This is a genomic window from Cupriavidus sp. Met-2 (genome assembly GCF_049843575.1).
Classification (GTDB): Bacteria; Pseudomonadota; Gammaproteobacteria; order Burkholderiales; family Burkholderiaceae; genus Cupriavidus; species Cupriavidus metallidurans.
This window is the reverse complement of the sequence record NZ_JBBHZL010000004.1, coordinates 243,765-267,063: the sequence shown is the minus strand read 5'-3', so window position 1 is coordinate 267,063 and position 23,299 is coordinate 243,765. Positions and strand designations below refer to the sequence as shown.

Below are 23,299 nucleotides of genomic sequence, written 5' to 3'. Positions count from 1 at the left end.
CTATGCGCTCCCCTCGCCCATGAATTGGGGGGAGGGGAGCAAACCAGCAGGTACTACAGGTCTGTCCGCAGTTTCCACAGTTCTGGAAACAGCACCACGTCCAGCATCCTGCGCAGATAGCTGACGCCTTCGGTGCCGCCGGTGCCGCGCTTGAATCCGATTACGCGCTCGACTGTGGTCACGTGGCGGAAGCGCCATTGCCGGAACGCGTCTTCCAGATCGACGAACTTCTCGCCGAGTTCGTAGAGCTCCCAGTGGGCCGACGGGTTGCGGTAGACCTCGAGCCAGGCCGCTTCCACCGATGCGTTGTACTGCGTCGGCTGGGTCCAGTCGCGTTCCACCACCTCGGGGTCGATCTGGAAGCCGCGGCGGGCCATCAGCCGGATGGCCTCGTCGTACATCGACGGCGTATGCAGCGCGGTCTCCACCAGTTCGAGATGTTCGGGTCGATGCGCGTGCGGACGCAGCATGGCTGCGTTCTTGTTGCCGAGGATGAACTCGATCTCGCGATACTGGTATGACTGGAAGCCGGACGATGCCCCCAGGTATGGGCGCATCGCCGAGTACTCGGGCGGCGTCATCGTCGCCAGCACGTTCCACGCCTGCACGAGCTGATCCATGATGCGCGAGACGCGCGCCAGCATTTTGAATGCCGGCTGAAGCTGATCCGACTTGACGCCATCACGCGCCGCGCGCAGCTCGTGCAGCATCAGCTTCATCCAGAGTTCGGTGGTCTGGTGCTGGACGATGAACAGCATCTCGTTGTGATCCGGAGACAGCGGATGCTGGGCGCTCAGGATCTGGTCCAGGCCCAGGTAGTCCCCATAGCTCATGTCGCGCGCGAAATCCATTTGCGCGCCGTGCCAGCCATTGCCGGTATCACCGCTATCACCGCCATCACCGTTTTGCGGGGCGGCTCCGTGCCCCATCGGGCATCCCTTGAATTCGCTCATGATCGACTCCCGCTCAGGTCACCGCCGTCCGCACGGCAAAGCGCGCGTCACGATAGACGCCGCTGTCGAGCACGTCGCGGATGATCTCGACGGCGTCCCACACTTCAGTAAAGCTCGTGTAGAGCGGCGTGAAGCCGAAGCGGGCGATGCCCGGCTCGCGATAGTCGCCAATGACGCCACGCTCGATCAGCGCGGCTACCAGCGCGTAGGCGTCGGGGTGCGCGAAGCTGACCTGGCTGCCGCGCTTCGTGTGGTCGCGCGGTGTGACCAGCGAGAGCGGGTGCGTGGCGCAGCGGGCCTCGACCAGTTCGATAAACAGATCGGTCAGCTTCAGCGACTTGGCGCGCAGCGCGGTCATGCTGGTCTGCGCGAAGATATCCAGGCCGCATTCGACCATGGCCAGCGACGTCATCGGCTGCGTGCCACACAGGAAGCGGCCGATGCCCTGCACCGGTTCGTACTGCGGCGACATCGCGAACGGCGCGCCGTGGCCCCACCAGCCCGACAGCGGCTGCCAGAACTGGTCGCGCAGCGCGGGTGCTACCCAGACGAAAGCCGGGGAGCCCGGGCCGCCGTTCAGGTACTTGTAAGTGCAGCCGATCGCGTAATCGGCCTTGGCCACATTGAGCGCCACGGGCACGGCGCCGGCCGAGTGGGCCAGATCCCAAACGGTCAGCACGCCGCGCGCGTGCGCCAGCTCGGTCAGGCCGGCCATGTCGAGCATCTCGCCGGTCTTGTAGTTGACGTGCGTGAGCATCAGCACGGCGGTGTCAGCGCCTACGGCGGCGTCGATCTCGTCCGGGCTGTTGACCAGCCGGACTTCATAGCCTTGCTGCAGCAGATCGGCCAGGCCCTGGGCGATATAGAGATCAGTCGGGAAGTTGCTGGCCTCCGACACGATCACGCGCCGGGCCGGATCGCGCTGGCGCTGCACGCGCAGCGCGGCCGCCAGCACCTTGAACAGGTTGATCGATGTCGTGTCGGTGACCACTACCTCGTCATTGCCGGCGCCGATCAGCGGAGCCAGCAGGTTGCCCAGGCGGCGCGGCAGGTCGAACCAGCCCGCGGTATTCCAGCTGCGGATCAGGCCATTGCCCCATTCCTCGCTCACGACTTCCGCGGCGCGCGCGGCGGCGGCGCGCGGGCGTGCGCCCAGCGAGTTGCCATCGAGGTAGATCACGCCCTCGGGCAGGGCGAACTGTTCGCGCAGTGCGCGGAGCGGGTCATCCCGGTCCAGCGTCTGGCAGTGTGCTCGGGTCAGCGTTGTCATGCGGTCTTCGTCCGTTCGAAATCGGTTCGTGAATGTCAGGGGAGCTCGCGCAGCACGGCGCGCACCGGGCTCGCATCAAGCGTGGCCAGGCGCAGCGGCAGCGCGATCAGTTCGTAGTCGCCGGCCGGCACCTCGTCGAGGACGATGCCTTCCAGAATGGCAAGCTGGTGGTCACGCACGGCGTGGTGCGCGTCCATCGTCTTCGAGGTTTCGGGATCGAGCGACGGCGTGTCGATGCCGATCAGCCGGACGCCATGGCGGGCCAGCAGCGAGATCGTCTCCGGCGCCACGGCGCAGAAAGCGGAATCCCAACTGCCTTGCGGCGCTTGCGCGTAGGTGCGCAAGAGCACGCGCGGTGGCGTGCCGGCCAATGCGTGCGCGATGTGCTGCGGCTCCACGCGCGGTGCTGCGCCAATACAGTGGATCACCCGGCACGGGCCCAGGTAGGCGTCCAGCGGGACGGCTCCGATCGGCGCGCCATCCGCCGCGTAGTGCAGCGGGGCGTCGGCATGGGCGCCGGTGTGTGGCGACATCGTGATGCGGCCGACATTCACCGGGCAATGCTCGTCGAGTTGCCAGGCCGGGTCATGCTGGAACGGTGTGTCGCCAGGCCAGACCGGCGTGGCGGGCGAAACGGCTGGGGAAATATCCCAGATGCGGCGACCGTCGTGGAGTTGGGGGGCTTGGGGCATGGTGTCTCGCGTCTGCGCTTTTTTTCGGGCGCGGTGTGTGTGGGCATCATAGTCAAACTACCCGAAAAAAGCCTTGCGAAATGGGCCGTCGATTTGGCCTTCTTTCGCATAAAATTGCGTATCAATTCTAGAAATTCGTGGATTCTGCGAAATGAACCTTGATTCGATCGATTTGCGCATCCTGACGTGCCTGCAGGAGAACGGCCGCATCAGCAACCAGGATCTGGCCGACCGCGTGGCGCTGTCGCCGTCGGCGTGCCTGCGGCGCGTGCGGTTGCTGGAAGAGAGTGGCGTAATCGGCGGCTACCACGCGTGGTTCGACGCCGAAAAGCTCGGGCTGGAGATCGAGGCCATCGTGCAGGTATCGATGCGGCACGACGTGGAGGGGTGGCACGACACGTTCAACGCGGTCGTGCAGACGTGGCCGGAAGTGCTCACGGCCTATGTGATCACGGGGGACAGCAACTACATCCTGCGTGTTCAGGCGCGCAACCTGAAGCACTACTCGGACTTCATTGTGAACCGGCTCTATCGCACGCCGGGTGTCATGGATATCCGCTCGAACATCGTCCTGCAGCGGATCAAGACCGACGGATCGCCGCTGGCGATCGTGAAGGAAGCGGGCGGCTAGCCTAGCGGTCGAGCGGCGAAAGCGTGGAGAACTGGGCGCCCTGGAATACCAGCGGCTGTCCGCCGGTATCGAATATGCCGCAACGTTCGACCTCGCCGACGAAAATCACGTGGTCGCCTTCGTCATAGCGGCTGCGGTTGTGACATTCGAACCATGCCAGCGCGTTGGCAAGGATGGGCAATCCGGTGGCGGAAAGACGATAGTCGACGCCGGCGAACCGGTCGCCCTTGAGCGTGGCGAAGCGCTGGCAGAGGTCGAGCTGCGATGCCGCCAGCACGTTGATGATGTAGTGCGAGCCGTCGCGGAACATCGGCAGGCTGTTGGCGCGGGTTGCCATGCTCCACAGCACCAGCGGCGGATCGAGCGATACCGAGTTGAACGAACTCGCGGTGATGCCGACGAATGGTGCGCCGTTGGCGTGCGGGTGGCCGGCCGCGCGCGTCGTGATCACGGTCACGCCGGTGGCGAACTGCGACAGCGCCCGCTTGAAATGCTGGCTATCGAAATCGGGGGCGGTGGCCTTGCGCGCCATGATTGGGGTCTCGGCCTCGGGTATGCCCATGTCTCGGGCTTCACACAAATCCATGATCTTCATATCGGGATGGCCGCCATGCATTCAACGCGTATCAACCTAATCCGCGTTTGCGATGTTTTCGGTGGTTTTTCGCACAAAGCAGGCGAGCCAACGTTGCCTGCGATTGTAGCGGAGTCCAGCCAATCACCGCTGAAGTGACGTTGGAAGCCGTCCGGGCGCTTTAAAGTCGGCAGCAAGCGCGCCAAGTGCTTATCCTAGACAGGACGCCTGCGCGAGCCAGCGTGGCGTCCGCGACTGGAAGGGGGACGAGCAAATGGACCATGGCCTTGAAATCGCCACGCTCGGTGGCGGCTGCTTCTGGTGTCTGGAGGCGGTCTACCAACAGGTCGCCGGTGTGCGCGCGGTGGAATCGGGATACACGGGTGGGCACGTCAGCCAGCCCACCTATCACGAGGTTTGCGCGGGAGATACCGGGCACGCCGAAGTGGTGCGGGTGACATTCGACCCGTCCGCGATCAACTATCGCGAGATCCTTGAAATCTTCTTTTCGATCCACGATCCGACGCAACTGAACCGGCAGGGTAACGATGTCGGCACACAGTACCGTTCCAGCATCTTCACGCACTCAGAGGCGCAGCGCGCGGTTGCCGAGTATGTGATTGGCAAGCTGGTTGCCGAGCATGTCTACGATGCGCCGATCGTGACACAGGTGGAGCCGGAGCAACCCTACTGGCCCGCCGAGGCCAGCCACCAGAACTACTACCAGGAGCACCCGGCGCAAGGGTACTGCGCGTTCGTGATCTCGCCGAAGCTGACGAAATTCCGGCGCGATTTCTCGCACCGGATGCGGCGCTAGGTCGCCAGCTTCCCGGCGATTGCCTCAGCGAGCCGCGCGATGCTCAACGGCGCGCAGCCTTCGGCGTTATTGCTGACGATGACATAGGCGGGCTGGCCGGCGCGCAGCGTGCGCACGACCACGTCAGCGATGGCGTGGCGCGTTTCGGCGTCTTCGTCCACGAGCTTGTCGAATGGCGAGAATGCCTGCTCGGCCATCGAATAGGACCGGCCTTCGCGCAGCATCCAGCGCAAGACCTGCGGGCCGGGCGCGCCATCGTCCATCAATGCCTGCGCCGCAGCCTGACGTTGCACGGGTGGCAGACGGTCACGCGCGGCCAGGCAGAAACGCACGCCGCGCTCGCGCAGCATACGGATGTAGCGTGGCGTCAGCAGCGCCGCGTCACGGATCTCCACGGCATAGCAGGCATTTGGCGTCACCGCGCGGTCCAGCGCGGGCAGTTCGGCAAGGAACGCGTCGAGCCGTGCCAGGAAAGCGGGGCCGTCGTCAGCCATGCCAGCCAGCGGCGAAAGCTGGAACAGCAGGGGGCCGCAGCGCGGGCCGAGCCCGCTCGTGGCCGGCTCGATGAAGTCGCGGATTGCGATCTCGGCATTGAGGAACGCGGCGTTCTGCAGCCGACCGGCGCCATCGGGGCCGCGCAGCCATGCGTCGCACACGCTGGCGGGCGCCTTGACCAGAAAGCGGAAGTCTTCGGGCACCTGCGAGGCGTAGTTCAGGTAATCGGCCAATGGAATCGGGCCGTAGAAACCGCGGTCGATGCCAGCCGCGCGCAGCAGCGGATGCTGGCCACAGGCACGCAGACCTTTGCGTGACAGCAGGCTCTCGGTGTACTGGCCGTCGTAGGTAATGCCGTGCCAGCCGGGATAGGACCAGGACGAGGTGCCGAAGTAGAGGTTTGGCGGCAGTTGCTTCGCGAGCGCCTGCAACGCGGCGTCGGGCGTCCAAGGCTGGACGATCTTGCCAACGGGCTTCTTGTTTTCGGGATCGCCCGCCGCAGGTCGGGCAGTGGGCTTCGCAACGGGCGGCGATGCCGGGGCATCGCCGAATAGGTCGAGGTTCTCAGTCAAGCGTCAGGAAGGCGTACCGATCGGAGACGCGTAAATATAACGCCGCGACGTCGGGAATGTGTCGGCATTGCGATCGGCCTTCTGGCATACCACCTGGTAGATCGACATCTTCCCGCTTGTGAATGCATGTGAGCAGCCCGCCAGATAGATGCGCCAGATGCGGAATTTCTTCTCGCCGACCATCTCGCGGATGGTATCGGCATTGGTCTCGAAATTCTCCGCCCAGTGACGCAGCGTCTGCGCATAGTGGCGGCGCAGCAGTTCCACGTCGAAGGCTTCGAGGCCGCCCTTCTGCATCGTGGTCAGCACCATGCCGATATGCGGCAGCTCGCCCTGCGGGAACACATAGCGATCCATGAAGCCCGAACCGTCCATCGGTATCTCGCCGCTGTCTGGGTCGGTGGCGGTAATGCCGTGGTTCATCGCCACGCCACCTTCGGCCAGCAGGTCGCGCATACGGGCGAAATAACCCGGCAAGTTATCCTTGCCGACGTGTTCGAACATGCCGACGCTCGTGATGCGGTCGAATTGCCCGCTGATGTCGCGATAGTCCTGCAGGCGGATCTCGATGCGGTCCTGCAGGCCCGCAGCCCTCACGCGCGCGGTCGCCAGATCGAACTGGTTCTGTGACAGCGTGATGCCCACGCACCTGGCGCCAAACTTTTGCGCGGCCCGCAGCACCAGCGCGCCCCAGCCGCAACCGATGTCGAGCAGCGTCTGCCCAGGTTCCAAGCGGATCTTGGTCAGGATATGGTCGATCTTCTTGATCTGCGCGGTGGCCAGGTCTTCGTTGCCGTTCTCGAAGTACGCACATGAATAGACCATGTTCGGATCGAGCCAGAGCTTGTAGAAGTCGTTGGAAACGTCGTAGTGATACTGGATCGACGCCTTGTCCTCGGCCTTGGTGTGCGTGAAATGCTGCGCCACCTTGTTCAGCACGCCGCCCGCACGGCGTGCGGCGGCGGCGGAGAGACCGTATCCCACCTTGATGATGTCGGCCAGGCGCCCATCGAGGTCGATCTTCTCCTGGACATACGCTTCACTGAGATTGTCCAGGCTGGGTACTAGCAAGAACGGCAGCGCGGAGGCTTCGCGCACGGTCAGCGTGACGGCGGGTCTGTCAAAGCTGCCGAGCTGATATTCACTGCCATTCCAGAGTCGGAGCTTGACGGGCAAATTCGAGTGCTCGCGCACATCGGCAATCCAGCTATCGAGTTGCTTGTCCAGGGTCTGCTTGAAAAACATGCGGCTTTCTCCCGATTGGTTGGCTATCCCTCTCGAACGAATGCCCCACGGTCTGCTGCGATCACTGCGCGCTCATACGCAGCGCTGGCCTTGGGGTGCGCACCGGTGCATAGCCGGTGCAGCAACCGTCAAACTTTACGCCAATTTTTGAAATTGTGCAGTGCAGGTCCTTCATTGGACAAATGTCTATCAGACCTCGCAGACGCTGATGGCGTCAGGGCGAGAGCCGCACGATTTGCCAGTTTCCATCAGCGTTCTGGCGATAGGCGATTCGATCGTGCAGGCGCGAAGGGCGGCCTTGCCAGAACTCGATCCAAGTCGGTTTGAGCCTGTAGCCGCCCCAGTGCGGCGGGCGCGGCGGGTTCTCGCCGAACTTGCTGCGGAAATCCGCTTCGCGCGCTTCGATCACGTCGCGCCCTGCAACCTCGCGGCTCTGTTCGGATGCCCAGGCACCCAGGCGTGAACCGAGCGGCCGCGACGCGTAGTAGGCGTCGCTCTCTGCGTCCTCGACCTTCTCGACGATACCTTCGACGCGGATCTGCCGCTCGAGCTGCACCCAATGGAACAACAGCGCCGCGCGCGGGTTGGCCAGCAGGTCCACGCCCTTGCGGCTTTCGTAATTGGTGAAGAATGTGAAGCCGTCGGCATCCATGCCCTTGAGCAGCACGATGCGCGCGGACGGCTGGCCGTCGGCGCCCACGGTGGCCAGCGTCATGGCGTTTGGCTCGGGCAGCTTGGCTTGCATGGCTTCGTCGAACCACGACTGGAACTGGCGAATCGGGTCGGGAGCGACGTCGGTTTCGGAAAGCGCGCTCAGCATGTAGTTGCGGCGCAGGTCTGCGAGTTGGGTCATGTCGCGTATCAGGAAGGTTTGCGTTCCGCGCACGAATCGCGCGGATAAGCGTACTTCGAGTATAGCGAATGCGCTGCACGCTGCATTTGCGTTGCCGCAACGCGCTCGGGGCACCCCGGGGCGCCCAGGGTGCTTCAGTCGGGCAGGGCGATCTTGCGCGACTGCTTGCGCGAGTAGTAACCCGCCATGCCCATCGCGCCGGCCATCGACAGGAAGATCGGCAACATGCCAAGCGCCGTGCCGACCACGCCAAAGGTCAGCGGCCACACCACCTGGCTCGTGTTCAGTACCGCCGAACGCAGGCCAAGCGCCTCGCCGGCGCGGCCCGACGGCGACACCGTGTGCAGGATGTTCATGACGTTCGGCTGGGCGCTGCCCAGCGCGAGTCCGAGCACGAATGCCAGGCTGCACATGAGCCAGAAGTGCGACACGAACGGGTAGACCAGATATGCCATCGCGCCCACGGTCAGCGCCAGGCGGATGATCCGCCATTCGGAAAAGTGGCGCGACACCATCGGCATGGCCACGCGGATCGCCAGCGTGGCGATCGAGAACGCACCGAGCACCCAGCCGATCGACGACGGAGACAGGCCGATATGCGTGCCCTGGATCGGAATCAGGAACGCGTGGAGATCCCACGCGGCCGAAAGCACGGCGCTGGCGATGAACACCGCACGCAACTCGGGGTGCTGCAGCAGATCCAGCGTCGACCGGCGCGAGCCGTCCTCGATGGCGATCCTGCCTGCGTTGCCGCCTTGCGCCGGCAGGCGCGGACGCACGTACTGCAGGCCAGCCTGGCCGACCAGCGCGATGACCACCAGCACGCAGAATGCCGCACGGTATCCGGCGTGCTCGATCATATAGCCCATCGCCACGGGACCCAGCGTGCCCGAGATGGACAGGCCCAGTGCGTGCAGCGTGTAGTTGCGCAGGCGGGTTTCGTTGGTCGATACCTGACCGATTAGCAGTTGCATGGCCACCTGCACGAGCATGAAGCCCACGCCGATCAGCGCGCAGGCACCGTACAGCGAGGCGATGTCATGCCAGACCGCTGGCAGCAGCGTGCCGGCCACCACCATCAGCGAGCCCGCCGTCATCGGCAGGCGTGGCCCGATCTCGTCAATGCGCTTGCCGGCGCGAATTGCCAGGAACATCGGCAATAGCGCGTAGAGCGACATGAGGATGCCCAGCGTCACGGTGGACGCCTTCAGCGAGATGGCAAAGAGGGAAACGACGACGCGACTGGCGTTGAACGCCAAATGGTTGCACACCGTCAGCGCGATCAGCCAACTGATCGGGGGGACGGCGGCGTGGGGCAACGTCATGGGGGCGCGGTGGCAATGGGGTGGTTCGCGCCGCCGGCAACGATTCAGGGGCCCAGGCGATAAGACGCGCGAAAGAAAAACCAGTGCGGCGCGAGGCCGCACCAGACAAGGTCGTCAATGGCTGGACTGGACCAGCAACGGCAACCGTTGTTCGCCATTGTGTTAAATGCTTGCTTAGTCAATGGCCGTTTGATTATGCGACTGACGTCGGTCATGCACAACGTTGGTGAAGGGGGGAAGTGCAAATCCGCAACAGATTCTTGCTGCGATCTGTTGCGTGGAAGCCATGCGTAACCCATGGCCGGCCTTCAGCCCCCCTGGAAGAGCTGCGCATCGTTGGTAGGACGCGACAGATTGTGCGGTGCAGCGGGGACAGATGGGGTGGATGCGGGCTGCCGGTTCTTTGGACCGGGCTTGCCCGGCGGCGTGGCAATGACAGGCCGCTTTTTCAGGTTCGCCAGCAGCTTGCCGCACTGGCTGTCCTCTGCCGGCGAGATGTCGAGCAGGGGGACCACCAGTGCGACAGGCGCCGTAAATGCCAGCGCCAGCGCGCTGCCGGCGCGCAGCGCCAGGATGGCGTAGTTCGGACTGACGGACGGCTTCTTGAATGTTCCGCCGACGTAGAGCGGCGAGCGCAGCGAGAGGATGCGCAATCCCTTGGAATCGGGATGAATCGTCAGGGCCAGTTCCTCGTCCTTGAAGTCGATCGCGCCTTCGGTCGTGATCACGGCATCCTGCGTGTCGAGCACAAATGTCTGCGCTTGGGCCACGCCATTGGTGATGCCGAACGCGCTGACGCCGCAGTTGATCTGCACCGGCTTGTCGCCGAAGAGCTTCGAAATCACCACACTGCCGACGTTCAGGCCGATTGCCTCCAGGATGAACTTGCTGACCGTGCCATTCTCGACCAGCAGCCGGGCTTCGCCGTTCGCCGAGCCGAGCAGCGCCGCGACCGAGTTGCCGGTGGCGGTCAGCCTGGCACCGCCATTGACCTCGCCAACGCTCGCGTGCATCGATTCGATCTTCGGGAAGAGCTGCCGGATCTGCAGATGGCGTGCGTGCATGTCGACCATGGCAGCCATCGGCGCGCGCTTGCCATCGAGCTGGATTGTCGAGACGAGGTTGCCGCCGGCCAGTCCGAAATTGAGGGGGTCGAGCCGCAACACACCATCGGTCAGCTTGACGTGCGTGGTCAGTTTCGTGATCGGCAGCGTTTCGTCGCGAACGATGCGCTCTCCCGTGAATGTCACGTCGGCATCGATGGCATCCCAGCGCTCGGTATGAAAGGGTGCCACGGGCAGTACCTTGTTTGCGGGCTGCTTGACCGCGCTTTCCGCGGCGGCCTGGCCGGGCTTGGCCTCGGCGCCGATGATCGGCGCGAGATCGGCGAATAGCAGCTGTTTCGACACCAGCTCACCGGACAGCAACGGTCGTGGCGCGCGCTGCGCGAACGTCAGCGTGCCACCGAGGTCACTGCTGCCAACCTTGCCCGTGAAATTTCGGTATGTATAGGACGATGCGCCTTTCTTGAGTGTGGCCACCAGCCGGCCGCGTGTTTCGTACGGCGGCGTGGATGGCAGCACCACGCCGGTCAGCGCGTAGAGCCGCGCCATGTTGTCGCCGGACAGCACCAGACTCACGTCCAGCGCACCCAGTTCCGCCGGATTGGTCAGCGTTCCCTCGATTCGGGCCCGCGTGCCGCCGACGCGTACGTCGGCCTGGAGCGGGAAAGGCTTGCGGGTGTCGCGCAGGCTCAGCGCGGTGCCGGCCTTGCCCGTCGCATTGATCGTGGCCTGGTTGTAATGGCCGACGACCTTCCAGCGGATGCCATAACGGCTCTCGGGTTTGCTTTCCGTCTTGTTTGACGCGCCCGCGGGCGCGGAAGCCGCCGAGGCGTCAGCGGACGGGGCGAGCGCGCCGTCGCGTTCCTGATCGTAGAGTGGCTGGTCGCCGATCGTGTCGAGTGTGGCCTGCAACTCGATCTTCTCCGCGCCATCGTTCAGGGACAGGTTGCCGCGTTCCAGCACGATTTCGCCAACATCGAGATGCCACGGCGACTCGCCGGTTTCCGGTCCGGTATCGAATGTCCAGTTGTTACGGCGGTCGGCCAGGCGTTCGAGCCAGACCGCGGGGCTGTCCACCACGATCGTAGGCACGCTGATCTCGTGCGTCAGCAGCGGGGCTGGCCGCAGGATAAAGATCAGCTCGCGGATGGTGGCGAGGCTCGGCTGCTTGGCCCAGTCCGGGTTGCCGACCGTGATGTCCTTGGCCGACAGGCGGGGCCACGGCACCAGCGCGCGCCAGCCGGCCTCGCCCTCGGCACGTCTCCAGGTCACCGTCAGGTCACCGTTGATGGCGAATGGCCGGCCGATGGCCTGTGTGACCTTGTCGTTGAGCCACGGCTTGACGCGGTTCCAGTCGAAGGTCAGGACGACGACGACCACCAGCGCGATCAGCGCCAGTGGCGTGAACAGGCTCCAGAGAGCAATCTTGCGGCGGCGGTGCGAGGCGGGCATGGGAACGTTATCTCCTGGTGTCAGCCATGCGGCGGATCAACCACTATGCCTATTGTAGGGAGGCAATGCCAATGCGTTTGTCCGCCTTTGACTGACTTTCAGAATCCTGGCGCCGACCCGGAGGCGGCGGCTGGCATAAAATGCCGGCACGGTTCGTCGGCAGCCGGTGCCGGCAGACACAGCAACAAGAACGCATGACCCTTACCCCCACGCCTCTCGCGGCGCAGGACTTGCCTGCGCCGTTGTCTCACGAAAGCCCCGAGGACGATGATTATCATCGCCGCTTTGGCGGCGTCGCGCGCCTGTATGGCGCCGAAGGCCTGGCGCGGCTCGAAACGGCCAACGTCTGCGTGATCGGCATCGGCGGGGTGGGAAGCTGGGCAGCGGAGGCATTGGCCCGAAACGCCGTGGGCCGCCTGACGCTGATCGACCTGGACCATATCGCGGCATCGAATACCAACCGACAGATCCATGCACTGGGCGACGCCTATGGCCGTTCCAAGGTGGACGCGATGGCCGAACGTATCGTGGCGATCAATCCGCGCTGCCGCGTGACGGCCGTGGACGACTTCGTGACCGAGGACAACGTGCAGGCCCTGTTGTCGGGGTTTGACTACGTGATCGACGCTATTGACGCCGTGAAGGTCAAGACCGCGATCCTTGGGTGGGCGCGCCGTGAGGGCGCTCGCGTGATCACGTGTGGCGGGGCGGGCGGCCAGCTCGACCCGACGCGCGTGCGCATCGAGGACCTGGCCCGTACGATCCAGGACCCGCTGCTGGCCAAGGTTCGTGGCAACCTGCGCCGCCAGTGGGGCTTTCCGCGTGATCCGAAGAAGAAGTTCGGCATCCAGGCGGTCTACTCGGACGAACCGCTGCGCTACCCCGAACCCGAACAGCAGGCGTGCGAGATCGACGAGGTGCCGCCCGCGCCACGCCAGGGCCCGCAGGGGCTGGCCTGCGCGGGTTTTGGCTCCTCGGTGGCAGTGACTGCCGTGTTCGGCTTTGTGGCCGCTTCGGCTGTGATCGGGGCAATTGCCTCAGGCGGCTAATGCCGCGAGCAGCCGATTGACGTCCGCCTCTTGGGGCGCGACGTTGTCGAAGTAGATCAATTCGGGATATTCGGCCGGCTCGGGCAGGAAGCGGCGCGTGCGATAGGCGTCCCAGTGGGCAAGCTTGTAGGCGTCGTTAGGGTTGCCGCGCCGGACGATCCGGGCCTGGGCTTCGCTTTCGGGCAGGTGCACCCAGACGACATGGGTCTGCGTGCCTTCGGGTACACGCAGCCACGAGGGGTCGGTGAGCTGATGTGCACGGATTTCGCGCGAGAGCGGGCCGACCACGATCACGCTGATACCGAGCATCAGGTTTTCACGAGCGGTATCGAGCAGGCCTTCGTATTCGGGGTCCCGCAGGTTGTCGAGATAGGCGGGGCTGTCGCGATCGTTCGGATCGCCAGTGATCGCCCGCATCGCGGCGGCGCTGTAGCGGCCGTAGAGCGTGTCCTTGTCCAGCAGGCAGAAGGGTTCGCCGGTGGCCTGCATCAGCGGGCCGATCAGCTTGTGGGCGAGGGTGGTCTTACCGGTACCGGCATGGCCGCAGAAGAAAATCAATCGTGGCATTGCACGTGTCCAGCGTGAGGCATGAGTCGCAAGGATAACGTCATTTGTAGCGCCGTTTGCGGGAAATCAGACCAGACTGGTGCGGAATGGGTATGCTTGCCGACTGTTCACGGCTTCCTTATCCTGCGGTTCCATGACCAATACCGACTCCTACGCCGACCCCTACGCCGGCCTCTCGGCCGAGGGCCTGCCCGACGATCTGCGCCTTGGCGAGCCCGTCACCGATGCCACGCACGCCGAATTCCTCCAGTTGCTCGCGGCCATGGAAAAAGCCGACGATGCCGGTTTCCTGGCCGCTTTCGAGGAGTGGATCGAGCATACGCGCCACCACTTCGAGCAGGAGGAGCAGTGGATGGAAGCGATGCAGTTCGGCCCGCGCTTCTGCCACACCAACGAGCATCAGGGCGTGATGTCCGTGGCCAAGGCCGTGCGCGACAAGATCGTGGAGGAACGGGCTGACCCAGAGGGTCCGGGCAAGGGCGCGCTGTCGCTGGGTCGACGCCTGACGGGTGAGTTGTCGGGTTGGTTCGACAATCACGTGAAGTCGATGGATACGATGATGGTCGAGCACATGAAAGCCAACGGCTTCTCGCTGGTCGAGGCACCTGCGGCCTGACGGTCCGACTGGACCGTCAGCTACCTCAAATTCAGTTCAGGACGGTGGCGAGTTGGCGGCGCCACCGTGATACCGCCGGGTCGTCGCCCATGAGCTCGAACACCGAGAGCATGGTCTTGCGGCCAACGTCGTCTTCGAACCCGCGGTCGCTCCGCACGATTTCCAGCAGTTGCTCAAGCGCGGCTTCGTACTCGCGACGGGCGATCAGTACATGCGCCAGATCCAGTCGCGCTGGCAGATCGGCCGGATTCGCCGCCACCCGCGCCTTCAGATCGGCGCCATCGGGCAGATCGCCCACTCCCTTCATGGCTTCAAGGCGCGTTTGCAGCGCGGCATACGCATCTTCCTGCGCGGCGCGCGGAGAGAGCAGGCCGAACTCGGTTTCCGCATCGGCGATCTTGTTGCCGTCCAGCAGGAACCCGATGTACGTCAGGCGTGCGGTGTCTGCGCCCGGATCGTAGGCCAGTGCGGCCTGGAACGATGCCTGCGCGGCTTCGCGGTCGCCAGCGGCGGCCAGTTCGACGGCTTCGCGCAGCGCCAACTCGCCCGGATTCGGCGTCAGGCGATCCAGGAATTCCCGTAGTTGCGATTCCGGTAGCACGCCGATGAACTGGTCGACGGCCTGCCCGTCGGCAAATGCCACCACATGCGGAATGCTGCGCACGCCGAAATGGGCGGCGAGTTCCTGGTTCTCGTCGACGTTGACCTTTGCCAGCCGCCACTTGCCGCCAGATTCCGCCTCCAGCTTTTCCAGCATCGGTCCCAACGTGCGGCACGGGCCGCACCACGGCGCCCAGAAGTCGACCAGCACGGGGACCTGGCGCGACATCTCAATGACATCGGCTTCAAAGTTCTGCAGGGTGACGTCGCTCATTGTTCTGCACCTCGGAATTGAAAGGGCCGTCGGGTACGGCCTGACCTTCTTATTGTGAGGGCGTAAGCGCCGAAAACAACCTCAGCAACCCCACGTACGGGAGGGGCGGGAAAACATCCTGTTGAAAATAGAACGGTCGTTCAGTTATATTGCTTGACCGATACGCGAGGCCTACCTCGCGACGCTAGCGATTCCAGAAATCCGGTCGACGCCCGACCGTCCGCAGGAGACACCATGACCACAACGCCGTCCGTTCGCCCCCATTTCCAGTTCTGGCCCAAACGGGTGCCGACGAGCATCGTGCTGCCGGAGACTTCGCTCTGGTACAACCTCGAAGTCTCGGCGCACCGTTATGCGGACAAGGCGGCGATCCGCTATTTTGGCAATGCGATCACGTTCCGTGAACTGGAGGCGCAAGCCACCGCGCTGGCAGGCTGGCTGCAGCAGAAGGCAGGGGTGAAGAAGGGCGATCGTGTGTTGCTCTACATGCAGAACTGCCCGCAGTTCATCATCAGCTACTACGCGATCCTGCGTGCCGATGCCGTGGTGGTACCGGTCAATCCGATGAACCGGTCCGAGGAGTTCAAGCATTACGTGACCGACGGCCAGGCGCGCGTGGCCATCTGTACGGCGGATCTGGCCGCTGGCGTGATGCAGGCCGATGCCGAACTGTCAGCCGATGAGCGCCTCCAGCATCTGCTCGTGACCCAATACACCGATGCCCTGCCGCCGACCCACGTGCATCCGGAGGACGCACCGCCGGCTTGGCTCACCGCCGAGCATCCGCTGCCGGACAACGCCACGCCGTGGGCCAAGGCGCTTGCCGCCGGCCTGAAGCCAGGCCCGCATACCGCCGGACCGGATGACATGGCCGTGATGCCGTACACCTCTGGCACCACCGGCTTCCCGAAAGGTTGTATTCATACCCATCGCTCGGTGATGCACAACATCGTCGGCGGCTCGACGTGGTCGGGCAGCGGCGCGGAATCGGTGATCCTGTCGGTGCTGCCGCTGTTCCACGTGACGGGGATGCAGTACGGCATGAATGGTCCGATCTACAGCGGCGCGACGGTGGTGATGCTGCCGCGTTGGGATCGCGAAGTGGCTGGCCACCTGATCTCCCGCTACCAGGTCACGCACTGGACCAATATCCCGACGATGGTGATCGACTTCCTGGGCAGCCCGAACCTGGCGTCGTTCGACATGAGCAGCCTGCGCTATATCGGCGGAGGCGGCGCGGCGATGCCGCAGGCCGTGGCGGAGCGCCTGAAGACTCAGTTCGGCCTGAACTATCTGGAAGGTTACGGCCTGTCGGAAACGATGGCGCCGACGCACAGCAACCCGGCCGACCGGCCGAAGCTGCAATGCCTGGGCGTGCCGACGTTCAACACCGACGCGCGCGTGGTCGATCCGGTCACGCTGAAGGAACTGGCGCCGAACGAGGTGGGCGAGATCATCGTGCGCGGTCCGCAGGTGTTCAAGGGTTACTGGGGCAAGCCTGACGCTACGCGCGATGCGTTCATCGAGTTCGAGGGCCAGACGTACTTCCGCACCGGCGACCTCGGCCGCATGGACGAGGAAGGCTACTTCTTCATCACCGATCGTCTGAAGCGCATGATCAATGCCTCTGGCTTCAAGGTGTGGCCGGCGGAAGTGGAAAACCTGCTGTACAAGCATCCGGCCGTGCAGGAAGCCTGCATCATCGGCACGCGCGATGCCTATCGCGGCGAAACGGTGAAGGCGGTGGTGGTGCTGCGCGCGGATGCCAAGGGCAAGACCCAGCCGGAAGACATCATCGAATGGGCCAAGGAGCACATGGCCGCGTACAAGTATCCGCGCGTGGTCGAGTTCGTCGATGCCCTGCCGAAGTCCGGCACCGGCAAGGTGATGTGGCGCCAGCTGCAGGAAACGGAAAACGCGCGTCAGGCTGGCTGAGCCGGTGAGGCGTTACACCCCGCGGCACTGGAAACTCAGTGGCCGCGGGCCCGCATCAGCATCCGCACCATCGTCTTGTAGCCACGCTCCCGCGCATGGCGCGAGGGCGTGACGCCTTCGCGGTCGGCCAGGTTGGCATCGGCCCCGGCGTCCAGCAATGCCTGGACGATGTCCTCATAGCGCGAACTGCCGTCGCCGAGGATGATGGCTTCCAGCAGTGCCGTCCAACCCAGCTGGTTCACCCGGTCCACCGGCACGCCTGCGCTAATCAGCAGCTTCACGATTTCCACATTGCCGTGCTGACTGGCGGCGATCAGCGCCGTGCCATCGTAGCGATCGGTGCTGTTCAGATCCGCGCCGTGCGACAGGGCCAGCCGTACCACGTCGATCTGGTTGGTGGCCGCGGCCAGCAGGAATGGGCTGTTGCCTTCATCGTCCTTGCGGTTGACGTCCGCCCCAGCCTGAATCAGCACCCGCATGACATCGCCCCGACGGTTGTAGACCGCCGCGAGCAGAGCGGTACGTCCGCGTTCGTCCGTGGCCTGGGCTGATGCGCCGGCCTTGAGCAGCCGATTGACCAGGTCGAGGTCGCCGATACTGGCTGCCGTGATCAGGTTGTGGTCGAGGGCGGCCATGCCGTCCCCGCGCGACGGCAGGGGTGTGTGATTGCTGCCGTGCCACGGGCGAGAAGGCATCGGCGCGGATGCGCCGCCCAGTCCACCCACCGAGCGGGCCAGCGTCTGCCCGCCCTGGCCGGCCAGCAACCCCCCAGCGACCAGTAATCCCATCAGCCCGAGTATCTCGGCAAGTGCCTGGCGGCGGGGACGGGTCTGGGAGCGCGTCATGTTGGCAGGTGACAGGATCGATCAGACAGTTTCGTGCGGCTGGATAATAGACTCGGCAGCGTCAGCGCTGGCGACACTCGCCCGCGTTGCGGCGCCGTTGGTTTCGGCGGCATCGCTTTCCTGGAGCTGGCGCCACAGGCGTCCCAGGTACGGATCGTCCACGCCATTCGTTGTCAGGCCAAGCAGGGTTTGCTGGAGATACTCGCGCGCCGGGCCATACAGGCCACAGGCATGGCGCAGGCAGGCCACCACGCGCTCGTCTGGCAGGCGGCCAGCGTAGGCCGAATGCTCGCGGTTCATGACAAAGGCCAGCGCCCGCTGCTCGGGTGCATCCGGCGCGTTGCCGACCCTCACGCGCAGCCAGCGCGGATGATAGGCGCCGGTCAGCATCTCGCGGCGCCACAGCACGCGGAATTCCTGCTCGATCACGTGCCCGGGGATGCGGAATACCATACCGGTGCAGCAACCGCCACGATCCAGGCCGAGCACGAGGCCCGGATTGTCCCACGTGCCCCGATTGATGCGGGAATAGAGATAGAAGCCGCGATGGTAGCCATGCACGGTGGCCAGCCTGCGATCCGTATGGACCACCATCGGATTCCAGATCAGGGAACCATAGCCAAACAGCCAGACATCGCCGTTCAGGCCGGGTGTCTCGGGCCGGGCGCCGAGCGCGTCGCAGAGCGAACGCTCCACATCGGCTTCTGGCAACAACGAGGACGCGACCGGCGTGCTGCACAATGATGTGCGCAGCCTGTCCGATTCGAGGTCCTGTCGTGTAATGGCCATGTCTGACAGCATAATCCAAAGCGCATTGATGCGTCGCAAGGAAACCACAGATGCCAGTAGGGGTGTGTGTACAAGGCAACGGTCGGCAACGGTTTGTTCCAACGGCCTAGTTCTTCCGCCCGCCCCGATCCGGCGGCAAGTCACTACAATAGGGGCCTCATCCTCGGAGATTTTCGGAGAACCGGCAATGGCGCGTACCCTGACCGTAGTGTTCGGCAGTGGCAAGGAATTTGAATTCACGCTGGGCGACAGTGAACTCGCCGCGGTGACCGAGGATGCCGCCTGGCGCTGGTTTGACCGCGAATACGCCGAGCTGGATTGCCAGGCGTCGAGTCCGGTCGGCAAGGTTCTGGTGATCGACAAGATCCTGAACGTGGCGAAGTTCTCTGGCGAGAATCGCTTTGCCACCCATCCGGAATGGGCGCAGGACTATGCCCGGCACGCCGGCCGGCTGCTAGATCGCGACAAGGTGCGTGTGGATGTCGGCAGCGCGGCGATCGGTTTCTGACCGCCCCGGAATAAAGAAAAACCCCGCTTCGGTAACAAAGCGGGGTTTTTTTCTGCCTTCCTGCCGAAGCCGCCTCTTCCGGGGCGGCTTCGTTTTTTCAGGCGGATGTCAGGCGGGTACGCTTGACGGGCTGGTGCAGCGCTGCGACAGATAGGCGCTGAACTCGTCGCGCACCTCGGGGTGCCTGAGGGCGAATTCGACGGTCGCCTTCAGATAGCCGAGCTTGCTGCCGCAGTCGTACCGCACGCCTTTGTAGCGATAGGCCAGCACCTGTTCCTGGTCGAGCATCGACTGGATGGCGTCGGTGAGCTGGATCTCGCCGCCGGCGCCCGGCTTAAGCTCGCGGATATGGTCGAAGATGCGCGGGGTGAGAATGTAGCGACCCACCACGCCCAGGTTCGACGGTGCCTTCTCGGGTGCCGGCTTCTCGACGATGGCGGACATCTTGATCACGCGGTCGTCCCACTCGCGGCCGTCGATCACGCCATACGAGCGGCTTTGCTCGGGCGCGATCTCTTCCACGCCGAGTACCGAGCAGTTGTAGTGGTTGTAGATATCCACCATCTGCTTCATCACGGGCAGGTCCTTGCCACCGTCGAGCAAGTCGTCGGCGAGCATCACGGCAAACGGCGTGTCGCCCACGAGCTTGGCGGCGCAAAGCACCGCGTGGCCCAGACCCAGTGCCTCGGGCTGGCGCACGTAATAGCACTCGACGTTCGCTGGCTTGATCGAACGCACCACATCGAGCAGTGCCTGTTTGTTCTTGGCCTCGAGTTCCGCTTCCAGTTCGTAAGCCTTGTCGAAGTGATCCTCGATGGCGCGCTTGGAGCGCCCGGTGACGAAGATCATCTCGGTAATGCCTGCGGCCATGGCTTCTTCCACGGCGTACTGGATCAGTGGCTTGTCGACCACGGGCAGCATTTCCTTGGGGCTCGCCTTGGTGGCGGGCAGAAACCGGGTGCCTAGCCCTGCAACGGGAAAGACGGCCTTGGTGACGCGGTTTTCCATTTCAGCCTTCCTTGTTTATCCGGAGTGATACCGTGCCGTAACGGTAGGGGTGCCGTCTGTCCGGTTCCGTCCGACGCTGCAGTCGGCACGAAACCGGGGAAGCACTTTTTGCGCTCAGGCAGGCAATCGCTGTAGTTGATCCTGAAGCTTGACCAGCGTCTGTTCGAAATCGGACAAACGCTGCGTTTCCTGAGCCACGACGGCCGGCGGTGCCTTGGCGACGAAGCTCTCGTTGGACAGCTTGCCGCGGCATTTGCCGATTTCGCCGGAGATACGGTCGATCTCCTTGCCCAGGCGCACGCGTTCGGCAGCCACGTCGATCTCGATCTTGAGAAGCAGGTGGTTGCCGTCGGCGATCGCCACAGGGGCGCCGGCGCCTTCCTTCTGCAGCGTGGCCTCGTCTTCGAACACCTTGACCTCGGAAAGTTTCGCCAGCGCCTGGATTTGCGCCGCCGCTTCCTTCAGGAACGCGCTGTCTCCTTGAGCATAGAGCGGGATGCGCTGGGCCGGCGAGATATTCATCTCGCCGCGCAGGTTGCGGCAGGCGTCGACCACCGACTTGAGGCGGGCCACCCAGGCTTCGGCGGCTTCGTCGATCTTGGCCGCGGCGCTCAGCGGGTAATCCTGCGTGGCGATCGACTCGCTGCCATCGCCCTTGGCACGGCCGGCCAGCGGGGCCACCTTCTGCCACAGTTCCTCGGTGATGAACGGGATGATCGGGTGGGCCAGGCGCAGCACCGTTTCCAGCACGCGCAGCAGCGTGCGGCGCGTGGCGCGTTGCTGGGCTTCGGTCCCGGTCTGGATCTGGACCTTGGCCATCTCCAGGTACCAGTCGCAGTATTCGTCCCAGACGAACTTGTAGATCGCACTGGCGATGTTGTCGAAGCGGTACTCGGCGAAGCCCTTCTCGACTTCCGCTTCCACGCGCTGCAGCAGCGATACGATCCAGCGGTCGGCCTGCGAGAAGTGCAGGTAGCCGTCCGGGCCGCAATCGTTGTTGCACGGGCCCATGCCGCAGTCATGGCCCTCGGTGTTCATCAGCACGAAACGCGTGGCGTTCCAGAGCTTGTTGCAGAAGTTGCGATAGCCCTCGCAACGGCCGGTGTCGAAGTTGATGTTGCGACCCAGCGTGGCCAGCGACGCAAACGTGAAGCGCAGCGCGTCGGCGCCGAATGCGGGAATGCCGTCCGGGAATTCCTTCTTCGTCTTCGATTCGATCTTCGGCGCATCCTTCGGACGACGCAGGCCGGTAGTGCGCTTCTTGAGCAGCGGTTCGAGCGCGATACCGTCGATCAGGTCCACCGGATCGAGCGTGTTGCCCTCGGACTTGCTCATCTTCTTGCCTTCGGAGTCCCGCACCAGGCCGTGCACGTACACGGTGTGGAACGGCACCTTGCCGGTGAAGTGCTTGGTCATCATGACCATGCGCGCCACCCAGAAGAAGATGATGTCGTAGCCGGTCACGAGCACCGACGACGGCAGGAAGTGCTGGATCTCGGGCGTGTTCTCGGGCCAGCCCAGCGACGAGAACGGAACCAGCGCGGACGAGAACCACGTGTCGAGCACGTCTTCCTCGCGGCGCAGCGCGCCGGTGCTGCCGGCGGCCTGGGCCTTCGCGCATGCTTCCTCTTCGGTGCGCGCCACGAAACAGTTGCCGGCATCGTCGTACCAGGCGGGAATCTGGTGGCCCCACCAGAGTTGGCGGCTGATACACCAGTCCTGGATGTTCGACAGCCACTGGTTGTACGTGCTGATCCAGTTTTCCGGCACGAGCTTGATCTCGCCGCTCTGCACGGCCTCGAGCGCGACTTCGGCGATCGAGCGACCCGGGTTGAATGTGCCTTCCGGGGCCGGCTTGCTCATGGCCACGAACCACTGGTCCGTCAGCATCGGTTCGATCACGCTGCTGGTGCGCTCGCTGCGCGGCACCATCAGCTTGTGCTTCTTGACCTCGCCCAGCAGGCCCTGCGCCTCAAGGTCTGCCACCATCTTCTTGCGCGCGTCGAAGCGATCCATGCCGGCGTAGGCGGCCGGCGCATCGGCGACGATCTTCGCGTCGAGCGTCAGGATCGACAGTTGCGGCAGGTTGTGGCGCTGACCCACGGCGTAGTCGTTGAAGTCGTGGCCCGGGGTCACCTTGACCACACCGGTGCCGAACTCGCGGTCCACGTATTCGTCGGCGATGACCGGGATCTTGCGATCGGTCAGCGGCAGATGTACGAATTTGCCGATCAGGTGGGCGTAGCGCTCATCCTCTGGGTGCACCATCACCGCCGTGTCGCCGAGCATCGTCTCGGGACGGGTGGTAGCTACGGTCAGGTGGGTCAAGCCGCGTACGGTGTCCGGCTCGGCCAGCGGGTAATGGATGTGCCACAGCGAACCGTCTTCCTCGACGCTGTCGACTTCCAGGTCGGACACGGCAGTGCCAAGCACCGGATCCCAGTTCACCAGCCGCTTGCCACGGTAGATCAGGCCTTGCTCATGCAGGCGGACGAACACCTCGGTCACGGCCTTCGACATCTCGGGCGACATCGTGAAGTACTCGCGCGTCCAGTCGATCGACGCGCCCATGCGGCGCACCTGGCGCGTGATCGTCGAGCCCGATTCTTCCTTCCACTCCCAGACCTTCTCGGTGAACTTGGCGCGGCCCAGGTCGTGGCGCGATACACCTTGCGCCTCGAGCTGGCGTTCCACGACGATCTGCGTGGCGATGCCGGCGTGGTCGGTGCCCGGCACCCACAGCGTGTTGGCGCCGCGCATACGTGCATGGCGGGTCAGGCCGTCCATGATCGTCTGGTTGAACGCATGGCCCATGTGCAGCGTGCCGGTCACATTGGGCGGCGGCAGCTGGATGGCGAAATCGGGGCGATTGGCGTCGAACGTGGGCTGGGCAATGCCGCGCCGCTCCCATTCTGGGCCCCATTTCGCCTCGATGGCGGCGGGTTCGAAGCTCTTGGCTAGGGACTGGTCTTCTGCGGTCATGCTGGGATGTCGAGGTGTGCGGGTCAGGGCTCTGGCCGGCAGGCGGATCGGCGCGCCGCGGCATTGGGCCGGGAAAACATCAAATTATAGGGGAGGCGGGGTCCCGGTGCGCATTTCGGCGCCGGAAGGTGGTCCGGGCGAGTGGATGCTGTCGTTGCTGCCAGGACGCGACGGGGGCCATCG

The 23,299-nt window shown here is 64.3% G+C and carries 21 protein-coding genes; 6 read left to right on the top strand and 15 right to left on the bottom strand.

Features of this window, described 5'->3' with window-relative positions; all coding sequences use genetic code 11:
• Positions 1–53: 53 nt before the first annotated feature.
• The 3 genes from kynA to kynB are packed head-to-tail and all read right to left on the bottom strand — an operon-like array spanning position 54 to position 2,915.
• Positions 54–953: a tryptophan 2,3-dioxygenase gene (kynA, locus tag WD006_RS11730; protein WP_011517225.1), complete on the bottom strand. Its 900-nt coding sequence runs from the start codon at positions 951–953 to the stop codon at positions 54–56.
• Between the two features lie 13 nt (positions 954–966).
• Positions 967–2,223, bottom strand: a complete 1,257-nt coding sequence (kynU, locus tag WD006_RS11725; protein WP_029307308.1) for a kynureninase — start codon at positions 2,221–2,223, stop codon at positions 967–969.
• Between the two features lie 35 nt (positions 2,224–2,258).
• Complete coding sequence (gene kynB, locus WD006_RS11720) at positions 2,259–2,915, bottom strand: arylformamidase (RefSeq protein ID WP_029307309.1); 657 nt, start codon at positions 2,913–2,915, stop codon at positions 2,259–2,261.
• 151 nt (positions 2,916–3,066) lie between these two features.
• Here kynB and WD006_RS11715 point away from each other — a divergent pair, with 151 nt between their 5' ends.
• Positions 3,067–3,546, top strand: a complete 480-nt coding sequence (locus tag WD006_RS11715) for an Lrp/AsnC family transcriptional regulator (protein ID WP_011517222.1) — start codon at positions 3,067–3,069, stop codon at positions 3,544–3,546.
• 1 nt (position 3,547) lies between these two features.
• Here WD006_RS11715 and WD006_RS11710 read toward each other — a convergent pair whose 3' ends face one another.
• The gene (locus WD006_RS11710; protein ID WP_024569952.1) at positions 3,548–4,108 is read right to left on the bottom strand and encodes a flavin reductase family protein; all 561 of its coding nucleotides are present in this window, start codon (positions 4,106–4,108) and stop codon (positions 3,548–3,550) included.
• Positions 4,109–4,394: 286 nt separating this feature from the next.
• On the opposite strand from WD006_RS11710, the gene msrA reads away from it, so the two are divergent.
• Entirely contained in the window at positions 4,395–4,937 is a 543-nt protein-coding gene (gene msrA, locus WD006_RS11705; RefSeq protein WP_008646264.1) for a peptide-methionine (S)-S-oxide reductase MsrA, read from the top strand.
• Here msrA and WD006_RS11700 read toward each other — a convergent pair.
• The 5 genes from WD006_RS11700 to WD006_RS11680 form a co-directional block, all read right to left on the bottom strand.
• The gene (locus WD006_RS11700) at positions 4,934–6,004 is read right to left on the bottom strand and encodes a DUF72 domain-containing protein (RefSeq protein ID WP_029307310.1); all 1,071 of its coding nucleotides are present in this window, start codon (positions 6,002–6,004) and stop codon (positions 4,934–4,936) included. The genes msrA and WD006_RS11700 overlap by 4 nt on opposite strands.
• 3 nt (positions 6,005–6,007) lie before the next feature.
• Positions 6,008–7,249 carry an SAM-dependent methyltransferase gene (locus WD006_RS11695; RefSeq protein WP_008646259.1) on the bottom strand — a complete coding sequence of 414 codons (1,242 nt, stop codon included), beginning with the start codon at positions 7,247–7,249 and terminating at the stop codon, positions 6,008–6,010.
• Positions 7,250–7,463: 214 nt separating this feature from the next.
• Positions 7,464–8,102 (bottom strand): pyridoxamine 5'-phosphate oxidase, encoded by a 639-nt coding sequence (gene pdxH / locus WD006_RS11690; RefSeq protein ID WP_017510698.1) that lies wholly within the window; start codon positions 8,100–8,102, stop codon positions 7,464–7,466.
• Between the two features lie 134 nt (positions 8,103–8,236).
• On the bottom strand, positions 8,237–9,427 hold the full coding sequence (locus tag WD006_RS11685; protein WP_017510697.1) for an MFS transporter: 1,191 nt from the start codon (positions 9,425–9,427) through the stop codon (positions 8,237–8,239).
• 308 nt (positions 9,428–9,735) lie between these two features.
• The gene (locus tag WD006_RS11680; RefSeq protein ID WP_029307311.1) at positions 9,736–11,943 is read right to left on the bottom strand and encodes an AsmA family protein; all 2,208 of its coding nucleotides are present in this window, start codon (positions 11,941–11,943) and stop codon (positions 9,736–9,738) included.
• A 194-nt stretch (positions 11,944–12,137) separates the two neighbouring features.
• Between WD006_RS11680 and tcdA the strand changes: the two genes are divergently transcribed.
• Positions 12,138–12,992: a tRNA cyclic N6-threonylcarbamoyladenosine(37) synthase TcdA gene (tcdA, locus tag WD006_RS11675; protein WP_029307312.1), complete on the top strand. Its 855-nt coding sequence runs from the start codon at positions 12,138–12,140 to the stop codon at positions 12,990–12,992.
• Here tcdA and WD006_RS11670 read toward each other — a convergent pair.
• Positions 12,981–13,559 carry an AAA family ATPase gene (locus tag WD006_RS11670; RefSeq protein ID WP_011517214.1) on the bottom strand — a complete coding sequence of 193 codons (579 nt, stop codon included), beginning with the start codon at positions 13,557–13,559 and terminating at the stop codon, positions 12,981–12,983. The genes tcdA and WD006_RS11670 overlap by 12 nt on opposite strands.
• Before the next feature lie 133 nt (positions 13,560–13,692).
• On the opposite strand from WD006_RS11670, the gene WD006_RS11665 reads away from it, so the two are divergent.
• The gene (locus WD006_RS11665; protein ID WP_029307313.1) at positions 13,693–14,175 is read left to right on the top strand and encodes a bacteriohemerythrin; all 483 of its coding nucleotides are present in this window, start codon (positions 13,693–13,695) and stop codon (positions 14,173–14,175) included.
• A 31-nt stretch (positions 14,176–14,206) separates the two neighbouring features.
• Here WD006_RS11665 and trxA read toward each other — a convergent pair whose 3' ends face one another.
• On the bottom strand, positions 14,207–15,049 hold the full coding sequence (trxA, locus tag WD006_RS11660; protein WP_029307314.1) for a thioredoxin: 843 nt from the start codon (positions 15,047–15,049) through the stop codon (positions 14,207–14,209).
• A gap of 234 nt (positions 15,050–15,283) precedes the next feature.
• On the opposite strand from trxA, the gene WD006_RS11655 reads away from it, so the two are divergent.
• Positions 15,284–16,984: a long-chain fatty acid--CoA ligase gene (locus WD006_RS11655; protein WP_029307315.1), complete on the top strand. Its 1,701-nt coding sequence runs from the start codon at positions 15,284–15,286 to the stop codon at positions 16,982–16,984.
• A gap of 35 nt (positions 16,985–17,019) precedes the next feature.
• Here WD006_RS11655 and WD006_RS11650 read toward each other — a convergent pair whose 3' ends face one another.
• Both WD006_RS11650 and WD006_RS11645 read right to left on the bottom strand, forming a co-directional pair.
• A complete protein-coding gene (locus WD006_RS11650; protein WP_024569949.1) occupies positions 17,020–17,829 on the bottom strand; it encodes an ankyrin repeat domain-containing protein in 810 nt (269 codons plus the stop codon).
• 21 nt (positions 17,830–17,850) lie between these two features.
• Positions 17,851–18,618 carry a gamma-glutamylcyclotransferase gene (locus WD006_RS11645; RefSeq protein ID WP_008649807.1) on the bottom strand — a complete coding sequence of 256 codons (768 nt, stop codon included), beginning with the start codon at positions 18,616–18,618 and terminating at the stop codon, positions 17,851–17,853.
• Between the two features lie 187 nt (positions 18,619–18,805).
• Here WD006_RS11645 and WD006_RS11640 point away from each other — a divergent pair, with 187 nt between their 5' ends.
• A complete protein-coding gene (locus WD006_RS11640; RefSeq protein WP_008649808.1) occupies positions 18,806–19,126 on the top strand; it encodes a hypothetical protein in 321 nt (106 codons plus the stop codon).
• 108 nt (positions 19,127–19,234) lie between these two features.
• Here WD006_RS11640 and galU read toward each other — a convergent pair whose 3' ends face one another.
• On the bottom strand, positions 19,235–20,134 hold the full coding sequence (gene galU / locus WD006_RS11635) for a UTP--glucose-1-phosphate uridylyltransferase GalU (RefSeq protein ID WP_011517207.1): 900 nt from the start codon (positions 20,132–20,134) through the stop codon (positions 19,235–19,237).
• A gap of 114 nt (positions 20,135–20,248) precedes the next feature.
• A complete protein-coding gene (locus WD006_RS11630) occupies positions 20,249–23,116 on the bottom strand; it encodes a valine--tRNA ligase (protein WP_060784179.1) in 2,868 nt (955 codons plus the stop codon).
• Positions 23,117–23,299 lie beyond the last annotated feature (183 nt).

Excerpts from the sequence above, each read along its gene's own strand:
- WD006_RS11710 (WP_024569952.1), bottom strand. The coding sequence starts at position 4,108 with ATGGGCATACCCGAGGCCGAGACCCCAATCATGGCGCGCAAGGCCACC.
- WD006_RS11685 (WP_017510697.1), bottom strand. The coding sequence starts at position 9,427 with ATGACGTTGCCCCACGCCGCCGTCCCCCCGATCAGTTGGCTGATCGCG.
- kynU (WP_029307308.1), bottom strand. The coding sequence starts at position 2,223 with ATGACAACGCTGACCCGAGCACACTGCCAGACGCTGGACCGGGATGAC.
- msrA (WP_008646264.1), top strand. The coding sequence starts at position 4,395 with ATGGACCATGGCCTTGAAATCGCCACGCTCGGTGGCGGCTGCTTCTGG.
- kynA (WP_011517225.1), bottom strand. The coding sequence starts at position 953 with ATGAGCGAATTCAAGGGATGCCCGATGGGGCACGGAGCCGCCCCGCAA.
- WD006_RS11645 (WP_008649807.1), bottom strand. The coding sequence starts at position 18,618 with ATGGCCATTACACGACAGGACCTCGAATCGGACAGGCTGCGCACATCA.
- tcdA (WP_029307312.1), top strand. The coding sequence starts at position 12,138 with ATGACCCTTACCCCCACGCCTCTCGCGGCGCAGGACTTGCCTGCGCCG.
- WD006_RS11715 (WP_011517222.1), top strand. The coding sequence starts at position 3,067 with ATGAACCTTGATTCGATCGATTTGCGCATCCTGACGTGCCTGCAGGAG.
- trxA (WP_029307314.1), bottom strand. The coding sequence starts at position 15,049 with ATGAGCGACGTCACCCTGCAGAACTTTGAAGCCGATGTCATTGAGATG.
- WD006_RS11640 (WP_008649808.1), top strand. The coding sequence starts at position 18,806 with ATGGCGCGTACCCTGACCGTAGTGTTCGGCAGTGGCAAGGAATTTGAA.
- WD006_RS11655 (WP_029307315.1), top strand. The coding sequence starts at position 15,284 with ATGACCACAACGCCGTCCGTTCGCCCCCATTTCCAGTTCTGGCCCAAA.
- WD006_RS11695 (WP_008646259.1), bottom strand. The coding sequence starts at position 7,249 with ATGTTTTTCAAGCAGACCCTGGACAAGCAACTCGATAGCTGGATTGCC.
- WD006_RS11630 (WP_060784179.1), bottom strand. The coding sequence starts at position 23,116 with ATGACCGCAGAAGACCAGTCCCTAGCCAAGAGCTTCGAACCCGCCGCC.
- WD006_RS11665 (WP_029307313.1), top strand. The coding sequence starts at position 13,693 with ATGACCAATACCGACTCCTACGCCGACCCCTACGCCGGCCTCTCGGCC.
- WD006_RS11680 (WP_029307311.1), bottom strand. The coding sequence starts at position 11,943 with ATGCCCGCCTCGCACCGCCGCCGCAAGATTGCTCTCTGGAGCCTGTTC.
- WD006_RS11650 (WP_024569949.1), bottom strand. The coding sequence starts at position 17,829 with ATGACGCGCTCCCAGACCCGTCCCCGCCGCCAGGCACTTGCCGAGATA.
- pdxH (WP_017510698.1), bottom strand. The coding sequence starts at position 8,102 with ATGACCCAACTCGCAGACCTGCGCCGCAACTACATGCTGAGCGCGCTT.
- galU (WP_011517207.1), bottom strand. The coding sequence starts at position 20,134 with ATGGAAAACCGCGTCACCAAGGCCGTCTTTCCCGTTGCAGGGCTAGGC.
- kynB (WP_029307309.1), bottom strand. The coding sequence starts at position 2,915 with ATGCCCCAAGCCCCCCAACTCCACGACGGTCGCCGCATCTGGGATATT.
- WD006_RS11670 (WP_011517214.1), bottom strand. The coding sequence starts at position 13,559 with ATGCCACGATTGATTTTCTTCTGCGGCCATGCCGGTACCGGTAAGACC.